Raw genomic sequence first — 11,870 nt, 5'->3', positions numbered from 1 at the left:
GGGTTCAGGCGGGTGCGTTCAGGCTCGGGCGACCGCCTTGGCCAGGATCTGTTCGGCCAGCTGCTCCGGGTCGGTCACCGGGGCGTCGCAGGTGAAGTGCCGGCACACGTACGCCGCCGGCCTGCCGCCCACCGGCGTGCGGTCGCGCAGCAGCGGCACCGGCGGGTCCTCGGCCGGGTCGCCCATCGCGACCACGGCGCCGGGCGCGGTGGTCATCAGCGCGGTCAGGTAGAGCGCCCAGGTCGCGTCGTCGTCGCGCGGGCCGACCACGGCGATCTCGCGCGGGCCGTCCAGCCACGCCTCGGCGACCGCCAGGCCCCAGCCGATCCCGCGCGGCGTCTGGGTCGCCAGCACCCGGACCACGCCGAGCGCGCGTCCGGCGGCCTCGCGGTGTTCGGCCGAGCCCAGATACGCCGCGTAGCCGAGCAGGGCGCCGGCCGCGCCGGTCCAGCCCGAGGGGGTGACCCCGTCGGTGGGGTCCTGCGGGCGGCGGAACAGCTCCTCCGCGTCGTCGGCGGTGTCGTACAGCGCGCCGTCCTCGTCCACGAAGTGCCCCAGTATCACGTCCACGAGCACCCCGGCGAAGGTCAGCCACGCGTCGTCGGCGGTCACCGCGTACAGCGCCAGGAACCCCTCGGCCACGTCCGCGTAGTCCTCCAGGACCCCGGCGTTCGGCCCGGGCCGGCCGTCGCGCGAGGTGCGTACCAGCCGGTCGCCCAGCTCGTCGTCCTCGTCGCCGCCCAGGTGCACCGCGACCAGCAGGTCGGCCGCCGCGAGCGCGGCGTCGAGCAGGTCCGGGCGGGAGAACAGGGTGCCGGCCTCGGCCAGCGCGGCGATGGTGAGCCCGTTCCACGCGGCCACGACCTTGTCGTCGCGCCCCGGCCGCTCCCGCTTCCCGCGCGCGGCCAGCAACCTCGCCCGCACGTCGGTCAGCCGCTCGAAGTCCTCGGGGTCGTCGGCCAGTCGCAGCACCGACCGCCCGTGCTCGAAGGTGCCCTCCTCGGTCACCCCGAACACGTCGGCGGCCCACGCGCCGTCCTCGGCGCCCAGCACCTCGACCAGCTCGGCCGGAGTCCACACGTAGAACGCGCCCTCCACGGAGTGGCCCTCGGCATCCGCGCTGTCCGCGTCCAGCGCGGAGGCGAACGCGCCCTCGGGAGTGCGCAGTTCGCGCACCACGAAGTCGGCGGTCTGCAACGCGATCCGGCGGGCGAACTCGCTGCCCGTGGCCCGCCACAGGTGGGTGTAGACCCGAATCAACTGGGCGTTGTCGTAGAGCATCTTCTCGAAGTGCGGCACCACCCACGCCTCGTCCACCGAGTAGCGCGCGAAGCCGCCGCCGAGCTGGTCGTAGAGGCCGCCGCGAGCCATCGCCTCGCAGGTCTCCTGGACGATGCCCAGGGCCGCCTCGGACTCGGTCCTGGCGTGGTGGCGCAGCAGGAATTCGAGCACCATCGACGGCGGGAACTTGGGCGCGTGGCCGAAGCCGCCGTGCGCGGTGTCGTAGTCGTGCGCGAGCAGGGTCAGCGCCGCGTCCAACTCCTCGGCGGTCGGCGCCGCGCCGTCGGTGTACAACGCGCGGGGGGCGGCCAGGGAGGCGGCGATCTGGGTGCCGGTGCGGCGCACCTCGTCGTTGCGGTCCTTCCAGGCGACCTTGACCGCGTGCAGCAGTTGGCGGAACGAGGGCATGCCGTGGCGGGCCGCGTTCGGGTAGTAGGTGCCGCAGTGGAACGGCTCGCCGTCGGGGGTGGCGAACACCGTCATCGGCCAGCCGCCCTGGCCGCCGTTCAACGCGACCGTGGCCTCCATGTAGACCGCGTCCACGTCCGGGCGTTCCTCGCGGTCGACCTTGATCGCCACGAAGTCGGCGTTGACGATCGCGGCGGTGGCCTCGTCCTCGAACGACTCGTGGGCCATCACATGACACCAGTGGCAGGCGCTGTACCCGACGCTGAGCAGGATCGGCACATCCCGGCGACGCGCCTCCGCGAACGCCTCCTCACCCCACGGCCACCAGTCGACGGGATTGTCGGCGTGCTGCAACAGGTAGGGCGACGTGGACCCGACGAGACGATTCGGCATGGCGCCATCCTCGCAGGGCCGCCGCGCGGGGGACCGCTCAGGCGACGGGCGCGCCGTTGTCTTCCTTCTTCTGCGCCGCGTCGGTCGGCTGTGCCGCGTCCGCTTCGGCGGGCTCGCGGCTCTCGGCCGGCTTGCCGCTCTCGTCGAAGTCCACCCGCTTGAGCCGCGTGTTCATCGACTTCAGCAGCAGCCACGTGGCGACCGCCAGGAACGCGACCACGACGAATCCGAGCAGGCCGGGCGTGACCTTGCTTTCCTCGACCGCGAGCTGGACCGCGAGCGACATGACGAACTACCTCCTGGATCGGAACCCCTCGGTGTCAAGAGTGACATCCGATCGCCGGAACGTATGCACCGAGGGCCCGGAAAGTCGCTCCCGGGCCCTCGCGCGTATCGATCGCCGCCGCCTACCGGCGCACACCCACCCGCACACCAGCGAACAGGTCGTCCTCGGGCAGGTCGGTGTCCACCAGCGACCGCACCAGCTCGTAGTCCTCCGTAGGCCACACCTCGCGCTGCACCGAGATCGGCACGCGGAACCAGAAGCCGTCCGGGTCCACCTGGGTGGCGTGCGCGATCAGCGCCCGGTCCCGGGTCTCGAACCAGTCGGCGCACGGCACGCGCGTGGTGATGTCGCGCTCGTCCCGGTCGCCCCAGCGCTCCAGCCATTCGCCGTAGGGGGACTCCAGGCCGCGCTTTTGCATGCCCTCGTGCAGCGCCTCGATCCGCGCCCGGGAGATGCCCTGGTTGTAGTACAGCTTCAGCGGCTGCCACGGCTCGCCGGCGCCCGGGTAGGCGTCCGGGTCGCCTGCGGCGTCGAACGCCACCATGGTGATCTTGTGCGTCTGGATGTGGTCCGGGTGCGGGTAGCCGCCGTTCTCGTCGTACGTGGTGATCACGTGCGGGCGGAACTCGCGGATCAGCCGGACCAGCGGCTCGGCCGCCTTGTCCACGTCGAGGAGCGCGAAGCAGCCCTCCGGGAGCGGCGGCAGCGGGTCGCCCTCGGGCAGTCCCGAGTCCTCCCAGCCCAGCCAGGCCTGCTCCACGCCCAGGATCTCGCGGGCCGCGTCCATCTCCTTGCGGCGCACCTCGTGGATGTTCGCCTCGATCTCCGGGTCGCCCTGGAGGGCGGGGTTCAGTACCGAGCCGCGTTCGCCGCCGGTACAGGTCGCGACGAGGACCTCGGCCCCCTCGGCGACATAGCGAGCCATCGTGGCCGCGCCCTTGCTCGACTCGTCGTCGGGGTGCGCGTGCACCGCCATCAGCCTCAGTCGATCGTCACTCACCGGAACGTCGCTCCTCATCCGTGCCCCGTGTCCCAGCCGCCGGGTGAACCGCCGGGACCTGTAGAGGGCCGCTCTTGCACCCGACATATAGTGGCCGATAGATCTCGCCCGGGCGCAAACCCGGGCCCGTCCCGCAGGAGACCCGGTGAGCGCAACGCCCGTCACCCGTTACGGCAAGGGCGCCACCCGAAGCGATCGCAAACTGCGGATCGCGTTCGCGGTCTTCATGGTCGTGCTCGTGGCCGGGACGGTGTGGATCGGCCTCGATGTGGCGAACCCCGGCGTGCGCGGGTCTATTCCGAGCTTTCGGGTGACCTCGGATTCCTCGGTGGAGGCCCGGGTCGAGATCCGCAAGGACGCCGACAAGGAAGCCGTCTGCGTATTGCGCTCGCGCGATCGCGACGGCGCCGAGGTCGGTCGCCGCGAACTGCGGTTCGCCAAGGGCGAGAAGCACATCGAGCGCACCGAGACGTTGCAGACGGCGGGCAAGCCGAACACCGCCGAGCTGGAGAACTGTCACACCGTCGGTTGATTGACGCGGCCCCCGCCGCACCGTACCGCGGCCAACGGCGTTGCCGCCGCACCCGCCGGTGTCGCATGTCACCCGGACTCGGGTGACTGCCCCGGACGGCGGGAGATTGTTACTCTCGAAGCTTCGTCCCCTCACGACCCGAGGTGTTCACACCGCGGACGGTGAGGGGGCGCTGGTATATGTGACCCCCTCCGCCGCCGGGGCCCGCCCGGGCGGCGCGGGGGTCGCGTGTACCTCTTTCGTACGCACCGTGTATTTCGTACGCACCGTGTACGCACCCCCGTCGCAAACCTACGAGGAGCACCCCGTGACCCAGACCAGCGAAAGCGTCACCTGGCTCACCCAGGAGGCGTACGACCGGCTGAAGGCCGAGCTGGAAGACCTGTCGGGTCCCGGCCGTGCCGAGATCGCCGTGAAGATCGAAGAGGCCCGCCAGGAAGGCGACCTCAAGGAGAACGCGGGCTACCACGCGGCCAAGGAGGAGCAGGGCAAGCAGGAGTTGCGCATTCGCCAGCTCATCGGCCTGCTCCAGAACGCCAAGGTCGGCGAGGCGCCCGCGGACGACGGCGTCGTCGAGCCCGGCATGGTCGTGACCGTCGTCTTCGACGGCGACAAGGACGACCCCACCACCTTCCTGCTCGGCTCGCGCGAGGACGCCGTGACCGACATCGAGGTCTACTCGCCCCAGTCCCCGCTGGGCAAGGCGATCAATGGCAAGACCATCGGCCACCAGGCCACCTTCGCGCTGCCGAACGGCAAGACCACCAGTGTCGAGGTCGTGGACGCCAAGCCCTACCGGGGCTGAGCACCGACGCGACACGGCCCGGCCCCCCGCGCGGGGGGCCGGGCCGGCCGTGTTTTTCGAGGATGTGCGGTGCGCGGCCCTCGGGTCAGGAGACCGCGGACCGGTACTTGCGCACCGCCAGCGTGCGAAACAGCGCGACGATCACCACGGACCACAGCAGCGAGGCCCACACCGGGTGCTGCATCGGCCAGGCGTCGGACTGCACGACACCCGGCGAGCCGAACAACACCCGCGCGGCCTGCACCGTGGCGCTGAACGGGTTCCAGTCGGCGATGTGTCGCACCCAGGGCGTCATCTGCGACGAATCCACGAAGGCGTTCGAGATGAACGTGACCGGGAACAGCCAGATGATCCCGCCCGAGGTCGCCGCCTCCGGGGTACGCACCGACAGACCGATCAGCGCGCCGATCCAGGTGAACGCGTAGCCCAGAAGGAGCAGCAGGCCGAAACCCGCCAGGATGCGCGCGGCGTTGGTCGACTCGGCCGTGCCGGTCCGCCAACCCACGAGCAGTGCGACGGCCGCGAGGATGACCAGCGTCAGGGCCGTCTGCACGAGGTCGGCGACGGTGCGGCCGGTCAGTACGGCACCACGCGCCATCGGCAACGACCGGAACCGGTCCATCAGCCCCTTCTGCGCGTCGTCCGCGATGCCGGCCGCGGATCCCGCCGTGGCGAAGGTGACGGTCTGCGCAAAGATGCCCGGCATCAGGAAGTCCTTGTAGACGTCCGGGTCGGTGGTATCGCCGATCTTCATCGAGCCGCCGAAGACGTACGTGAACAACACCACGAACATCACCGGTTGGATGATCCCGAACAGGACCATCTCGGGAATCCGGGTCATCCGGATCAGATTCCTGCGCGCGATGACCCAGGAATCGGCCACCATGCTCATGCGACGCACCCCTCTCCGAACGCCTTGGTCGGCCCGGCCATCAGCTCTTCACCGCCTTGCCGCGACCGCGCTGCGGACCGGCCTCGTTCTCGTCCGTGTCCGCCTCGCCGTCTGCGTCGTCGGTGTTGCCGTCCTCGGTTTCCATCGCGTGTCCCGTGAGGGTGATGAACACGTCGTCGAGGGTGGGTCGACGCAGCCCGATGTCGTCGATCTCGATGCCGCGCGCGTCCAGTTCGCGGATGACCTCGGCGAGCAGTTTGGCGCCGCCTATGACCGGGACGGTGATCCTGCGCTGGAGCTTGACCACACCCAGCTCGCCCTTGCCGAACCCGGCCAGCATCTCGGTGGCTTCGGTCAGTCGTTCCTCGTCGTGCACGACCACCTCAACCCGCTCGCCGCCGACCCTGGCCTTGAGCTCGTCGGCCGTGCCGCGCGCGATCACCTTGCCGTGGTCGACCACCGCGATGTCGTGCGCGAGGTGGTCGGCCTCCTCCAGATACTGCGTGGTCAGCAGCAGCGTGGTGCCGTCGGAGACCAGGTTCTCGATCACCCGCCACAGCGCCATGCGGTTGCGCGGGTCGAGGCCGGTGGTCGGCTCGTCCATGAACATCACCGGCGGGCTGACCACCAGGGCCGCCGCCAGGTCGAGCCTGCGGCGCATCCCGCCGGAATAGGTCTTGGCGGGCCGATCGCCCGCGTCGGCCAGGTCGAACTGGGCCAACAACTCGTCGGCGCGACGCTTGGCCTCGCGCCCGCTCAGCTGGTACAACTCGCCGACCATCCGCAGGTTCTCCCGGCCGGTCAGGTATTCGTCCACGGCGGCGAACTGCCCGGACAAACCGATCGAGCGGCGGACCTCGTTGGGGTTCTTGAGCACGTCGTGACCGGCCACCACGGCTCGCCCCGAGTCGGGTTTGAGCAGTGTGGTCAGTACGCGTACGCATGTCGTCTTGCCTGCGCCGTTCGGGCCGAGCAGACCGAGGACGGTGCCGGTGGGCACACTCACGTCCACGCCGTCGAGTGCTCGGACCGAGCCGAAGGTCTTCACGAGACCTTCGGCGACGATCGCTTCCTGCATGTCGGTGGATCACTCCTCGTGCGGGTGGGGCAGGGGGTGGGGCCGCGGTCGGATGGATCGATTGGGATCTCCACCATGCGCCCGGACGCGGTGAGTGTGCGACCGCATTTCACCGGCGGCGCGACTCCGTGCGGCCGACCCGGTCCCGCACGGCCGCGTCCTCCGTGGGCGGGCATGGCTCGTGCGTCGAGCCAAGCACATGGCACCGACAATCGCCGCGCCCGCACGCCGGGAGGGGGCGCGGGCATGCCGGTTCGGCCGTCGGGGGCGTCGTGCCCGGAGGCGGCTTCGGCCTGTCCCTACCCAGCGGTCAGCTCTTGCTGACCGTGTACCCCGCGCCGTACAGCGCCTCCACCACGGCCGCGCAGTGGCTGCGGCCCTTGGTCTCCAGTTGCAGGTCCACGTCCGCCTCGCCGACGCGCAGCGTGGCGTCGGTGCGTACGTGCGACACCGCCGCAATGTTGGCGTCGGTCTCCGCCAACCGGCCGAGCAGGGTGGCCAGCGCGCCCGGGCTGTCGGGGATCCGCACGCGCAGCGAGAGGTAGCGGCCGGCCGAGGCCAGGCCGTGCCGCAATACCCGCAACATCAGCAGCGGGTCCACGTTGCCCCCGGACAACACCGCGACCACCGGGCCCTCGATCGGCTCGCCGACCTCGAGCAGCGCCGCCACCGACGCGGCGCCGGCCGGTTCGACCACCAGCTTGGCCCGCTCCATGCACAGCAGCAGCGCCTGGGACAGGGACTCCTCGCCGACGGTCCGGATCGCGTCGGTGTACTCGCGGATCAGCGCGAAGGGCACCTCGCCGGGGCGGCCGACCGCGATCCCGTCGGCCATCGTGCCGAACGAGGGCAGCGACACGGGGGCGCCGGCGGCGAGCGAGGGCGGATAGGCGGCGGCGGAGGCGGCCTGTACGCCGATCACCTTGACGTCGGGGCGAAGTGCCTTGACGGCCACGGAGATTCCGGCCAGCAGGCCGCCGCCGCCGGTGCCCACGAGGATGGTCTTGACCTCGGGGCACTGCTCCAGGATCTCCAGGCCCACGGTGCCCTGGCCGGCCACCACGTCGCGGTGGTCGAACGGGTGGATGAACACCGCGCCGGTCTCGTCCGCGTGGGCGCGCGCGGCGGCCAGCGCGTGTTCGACGTTGTCCCCGCCGAGGATCACCTCGGCGCCGTAGGAGCGGGTCGCGGCGACCTTGGGCAGCGGCGCGCCGGCCGGCATGAACACGGTGGACGCGACACCGAGGGTGCGGGCCGCGAGCGCGACGCCCTGCGCGTGGTTGCCGGCGCTGGCGGCGACCACGCCCCGGGCCCGCTCGGCCTCGGACAGTCCCGCGATCCGCACGTAGGCGCCGCGAATCTTGAACGACCCGGTGCGCTGGAGGTTCTCGCACTTGAGATGGACGGGTGTGCCGACACGATCGGTCAGCGCCCGACAGGACCGCATCGGCGTCTCGCGGACGACACTTTCCAACATCTTCCGCGCAAGGCGGATGTCGTGGAGATTCACCACGTCCGAGGCAGGGCTGCTCATACGCCGAGTGTCGCACCAACCACCCCCGCCCCCGCGCCGGGTGCCGTGTTGCCCGACAGGCGCAGGGCCACTCGCGGCCCCGCCGCCCACGGTGACCGCGTCGGTGGCTGATCGGCCGACGGGATTCCCCGTAGTGCCTTACAGGGCCGTGAGATCGATCTTCATGGAGAAGGGCGCAGTGGCCTTGACCGTACGGCTCCTGAGGCGCCCGCCTTCGGGAAGGCCCGGTCCCGGACTTCGCCCGCCGCCGGGCCGATGGCCGGCTCGGTCGACGTGGCCGCCGGCCGGCTCTCGGCCGGCATGTCCCGCGTCACGAGGGCACGGTCATCGCGTCGAGGCCGCGTGGAGGGCGCGGTCACGACTCCGATGTGGTGCGGGATTGGCGGCGTTCCATGGAGGCGTTGAATCTGGTGAGGAGGGTGGTGAAGCGTTCGCGGTCGTCCAGGCTCCAGCCTTCGCAGATTTCGGCCATCAGGCGTTGGCGGGCGTTGCGGACCTGGTGGAGGCGGTCGCGGCCCTCGGTGGAGAGTTCGAGGAGGACCGCGCGGCCGTCGTCCGGGTTGGGGACCCGGTCGACCAGGCCCTGTTCGACCAGCGGGGTGACCTGGCGGGTCACCGTGGACGAGTCGATCGTCATCGCCTGCGCGAGGGCCTTGACGCCCATCGGGCCGCCCGCCTCCAACCGGCCGAGCAGTAGGTAGGCCGCGCGGTCCATCGAGTTGCGCAGTTCGCCGACGGCGCCGAGACGGGTCTGTTCGGCGCGCCGCGCGAAGAGGGCCACCTCGTGCTGCAGGCGGTCGTAGAGCGGGTCCGCAGAGCCGGTGGGGTCGATCGGGTCCTGTTCCGGTGTCATCGCCGCTCGTTCGTCGATCCGATGTGATGCCCCCGAGGATATTGCGCGGACCGGGATCACCGGGCCCCGACCGGACGATTCCACCCCGCAATGCCGCCGAGGGTTTTACCGTGGCCACAACGGGGTGTTTTGCCGCCGTTGCCGGAGTGCGGGCCCGGTGACGGGGATGCGGTATCGAGGGGCGATATGTCGCGGCCCGCGACTACCCGGACAGGTGTGGGGCAGCAGCACAGACAGAGCGGCGACGGCACCGAGCCGGGCCCGAGGGCATCCGCTCGGCAGACCTGCGGGAGGCACCGTGCACAAGCGCGACGCTCGCGAGTTCGAGGTTTTCGTCCATACGGTCGGCACGCAGTTGCTGCACGCCGCGGATCTGCTCACCGGTGACCAACAACGTGCGGAACGCCGGGTCGAGCGGGCGCTGGCGCATACCTGTCTGAAGTGGAGCCGACTGCCGAGCCAGGATCCGGTACGCACCGCGTGGCGGGCGCTGATGGCCGGCTACCTGGATCCGTGGCGTCCGGGGCCGCGCGGGCACGACCACGAACTCCCGGACGCGGGCGAGCCGTTCACGACGCTGGACCGGCTCGGCCGGATGGAGCGGGCCGCGGTGGTGTTGCGGCTTTACGCGCGGTTGGACGAGTACGACGCGGCCGAGGCGATGGGGCTGCCGGTGGAGACGGTGTCCGGGGCGTGGCGACGCGGGATGGCGCAGGTCCTGGCCGGCGGCGGGCTGGTCCGCGCGGCGCGGGTCGGGGTGCGGGAGGCGACGGATCTCGCCGCGGGCTCGGAGGCGTACCGATGAGCGTGACCGTGTCGCCGCCGGGCGCGGCGGACGCGGAGGAGGTGCCCGAGCCGCCGGAGTTCCCGTATCGGCCGCTGCCGCCGAACCTGGCCCGGCGGGTGCGGCGACGGGCGGCGCTGCGCAGGCTGCGCCACGTGTTCGGCTCGGTCGTACTGGCCGGCGCGGCGGCCGGCGGTCTGTGGCTGGCCGTCCCGGGCAGCGGCGGCGGGGGCGGCCTGCCGCCGGCGCCGCCGGATCCCACACCGCTGTGGCCGGTGGACCGGAGCGAGTCGTCGGATCTGCGTACCGACGTCGGCTTCGGCGCGTCGGCGTGGATCGGCGACAGCGGCCCCGAGGGCGAGTCGTCCTGGTGCCTGGGCGGCGCGGCCGAGCCGGAGGAGGCGCGGTGTCGCTTCCTGCCCACCCCGGGGCGGCTGGACACGGCGATCATGCCTTCGGGCCGGTACGCGCCCGCCGGACAGCGGTTGGTGGTCGCCGTCCTGATCGGGCGCGGTACGACCGCCCCGGCGCTGCGGGGCGAACTCCACGACGCCGCGGGTGCCCGACGGATGCGCCTGGAGCGCCCTGCGGACCTGCCCGGGGTGGCCTACCTGTGGGCCTTCACCGGCGGGACCCCGGTCTCGATCACCGTCTACGACGAGGCGGGCAACCTGGTCGCGGCCTGCGCGGGTTGTACGGACGGGGCGCGATAGGGCCGGTGCCGGCGGAAGTCGGCGGGTCCCGAGCGCCGGGTGGGCCGACCGGCCCCCGGCGCTCGGGACCCGGCACCGACGCCGGGCACCGGGCCTCAGCCGAGGGCGCGTTCCAGGTCGGCCAGCAGGTCGTCGGCGGATTCGATGCCCACCGACAACCGCACCAGGTCGCCCGGGACCTCCAGCGGTGAGCCCGCCGCCGAGGCGTGCGTCATCCGGCCCGGGTGCTCGATCAACGACTCGACGCCGCCGAGGGATTCGCCCAGGATGAAGAGTTCGGTCCGGTTGCACACCTTGACCGCGGCCTCCTCGCCGCCGTTCACCCGGAACGACACCATGCCGCCGAACGCCTTCATCTGCTTGACCGCGACATCGTGGCCCGGGTGTCCCGGCAGCCCGGGATACATCACCTCGGCCACGCGCGGGTGCCGCGAGAGCAGGTCCACGACCCGCTCCGCGTTGGCGCAGTGCCGGTCCATCCGCACGCCCAGCGTCTTGAGCCCGCGCAGCGTCAGCCATGCGTCGAACGGCGCGGGCACGGCGCCCATCGCGTTCTGGTGGAACGCCAACTCGGCGGCCAGGCCGGCGTCCTTGACCACGAGCGCGCCGCCGATCACGTCGGAGTGGCCGCCCATGTACTTCGTCGTGGAGTGCACCACGATGTCCGCGCCCAGGGTCAGCGGCTGCTGGAGGTAGGGCGAGGCGAAGGTGTTGTCGACCACCAACAGCGCGCCCGCGTCGTGCGCGACGGCCGCGAGGGCGGCGATGTCGGCGACGCCGAGCAGCGGGTTGCTCGGCGTCTCGCACCACACGATCCGGGTGACGCCGGGCCGGATGGCGGCCCGTACCGCGTCGAGGTCGCCGGCGTGCGCGGGGGTGTACTCGATTCCCCAGCGCGAGGCCACCTTCGCGAACAGTCGGAAGGTGCCGCCGTAGGCGTCGTCCGGGATCACCGCGTGGTCGCCCGGCGCGCACAGGGCGCGCAGCAGGCAGTCCTCGGCGGCCAGTCCGGAGGCGAAGGTCAGCGCCCTGGTGCCGTCCTCCAGGGCCGCGACGCACTCTTCGAGCGCGGTGCGGGTCGGGTTGCCGGAACGGCTGTACTCGTAGCCGCCGCGCAGCCCGCCGACGCCGTCCTGCTTGTAGGTGGACACCTGGTAGATCGGCGGAACCACGGCCCCGGTCAACGGGTCGGGTTCCTGCCCGGCATGGATCGCCAGGGTCTCAAAGCCGTGCGATTGGGTCATGACCGGAAACGTTAGTCGCCCCGACGCACTCCGGCGCGCATCCGGTCGATCCGACGGGACCGGGGAC

12 protein-coding genes are annotated in these 11,870 nt (G+C 71.8%); 4 read left to right on the top strand and 8 right to left on the bottom strand.

Annotation, left to right across the window (positions count from 1 at the left end; all coding sequences use genetic code 11):
* Window positions 1-18: 18 nt before the first annotated feature.
* From ACFXKZ_RS13125 to mca, 3 genes are all read right to left on the bottom strand, one after another.
* Window positions 19-2,082: a thioredoxin domain-containing protein gene (locus ACFXKZ_RS13125; protein WP_379999585.1), complete on the bottom strand. Its 2,064-nt coding sequence runs from the start codon at window positions 2,080-2,082 to the stop codon at window positions 19-21.
* Window positions 2,083-2,119: 37 nt separating this feature from the next.
* On the bottom strand, window positions 2,120-2,368 hold the full coding sequence (locus ACFXKZ_RS13120) for a hypothetical protein (RefSeq protein WP_379999583.1): 249 nt from the start codon (window positions 2,366-2,368) through the stop codon (window positions 2,120-2,122).
* 121 nt (window positions 2,369-2,489) lie between these two features.
* A complete protein-coding gene (mca, locus tag ACFXKZ_RS13115) occupies window positions 2,490-3,344 on the bottom strand; it encodes a mycothiol conjugate amidase Mca (RefSeq protein WP_078976819.1) in 855 nt (284 codons plus the stop codon).
* A 169-nt stretch (window positions 3,345-3,513) separates the two neighbouring features.
* Here mca and ACFXKZ_RS13110 point away from each other — a divergent pair, with 169 nt between their 5' ends.
* Window positions 3,514-3,900, top strand: a complete 387-nt coding sequence (locus ACFXKZ_RS13110) for a DUF4307 domain-containing protein (protein WP_379999581.1) — start codon at window positions 3,514-3,516, stop codon at window positions 3,898-3,900.
* Between the two features lie 307 nt (window positions 3,901-4,207).
* Window positions 4,208-4,705, top strand: a complete 498-nt coding sequence (greA, locus tag ACFXKZ_RS13105) for a transcription elongation factor GreA (protein WP_078979433.1) — start codon at window positions 4,208-4,210, stop codon at window positions 4,703-4,705.
* An 85-nt stretch (window positions 4,706-4,790) separates the two neighbouring features.
* Here the strand turns inward: greA and ACFXKZ_RS13100 are convergent, their stop codons facing one another.
* From ACFXKZ_RS13100 to ACFXKZ_RS13085, 4 genes are all read right to left on the bottom strand, one after another.
* On the bottom strand, window positions 4,791-5,597 hold the full coding sequence (locus ACFXKZ_RS13100; protein ID WP_379999579.1) for an ABC transporter permease: 807 nt from the start codon (window positions 5,595-5,597) through the stop codon (window positions 4,791-4,793).
* 40 nt (window positions 5,598-5,637) lie between these two features.
* Window positions 5,638-6,675: an ATP-binding cassette domain-containing protein gene (locus tag ACFXKZ_RS13095; protein WP_379999577.1), complete on the bottom strand. Its 1,038-nt coding sequence runs from the start codon at window positions 6,673-6,675 to the stop codon at window positions 5,638-5,640.
* A 310-nt stretch (window positions 6,676-6,985) separates the two neighbouring features.
* Window positions 6,986-8,209 carry a threonine ammonia-lyase gene (gene ilvA / locus ACFXKZ_RS13090; protein ID WP_379999575.1) on the bottom strand — a complete coding sequence of 408 codons (1,224 nt, stop codon included), beginning with the start codon at window positions 8,207-8,209 and terminating at the stop codon, window positions 6,986-6,988.
* Between the two features lie 355 nt (window positions 8,210-8,564).
* Entirely contained in the window at window positions 8,565-9,062 is a 498-nt protein-coding gene (locus tag ACFXKZ_RS13085) for a MarR family winged helix-turn-helix transcriptional regulator (RefSeq protein ID WP_379999573.1), read from the bottom strand.
* Window positions 9,063-9,360: 298 nt separating this feature from the next.
* Between ACFXKZ_RS13085 and ACFXKZ_RS13080 the strand changes: the two genes are divergently transcribed.
* Both ACFXKZ_RS13080 and ACFXKZ_RS13075 read left to right on the top strand, forming a co-directional pair.
* A complete protein-coding gene (locus tag ACFXKZ_RS13080) occupies window positions 9,361-9,867 on the top strand; it encodes a hypothetical protein (protein WP_379999571.1) in 507 nt (168 codons plus the stop codon).
* On the top strand, window positions 9,864-10,559 hold the full coding sequence (locus tag ACFXKZ_RS13075; protein WP_379999569.1) for a hypothetical protein: 696 nt from the start codon (window positions 9,864-9,866) through the stop codon (window positions 10,557-10,559). The genes ACFXKZ_RS13080 and ACFXKZ_RS13075 overlap by 4 nt, the downstream gene beginning before the upstream one ends.
* Window positions 10,560-10,654: 95 nt before the next feature.
* On the opposite strand, the gene ACFXKZ_RS13070 is transcribed toward ACFXKZ_RS13075, so the two are convergent.
* Entirely contained in the window at window positions 10,655-11,803 is a 1,149-nt protein-coding gene (locus tag ACFXKZ_RS13070) for a cystathionine gamma-synthase (protein ID WP_379999567.1), read from the bottom strand.
* Between the last annotated feature and the right edge of the window lie 67 nt (window positions 11,804-11,870).

Source organism: Embleya sp. NPDC059237, from assembly GCF_042754105.1.
In the GTDB taxonomy this organism is placed as follows: Bacteria; Actinomycetota; Actinomycetes; order Streptomycetales; family Streptomycetaceae; genus Embleya.
This window is presented reverse-complemented; position numbering and strand designations above follow the sequence as displayed.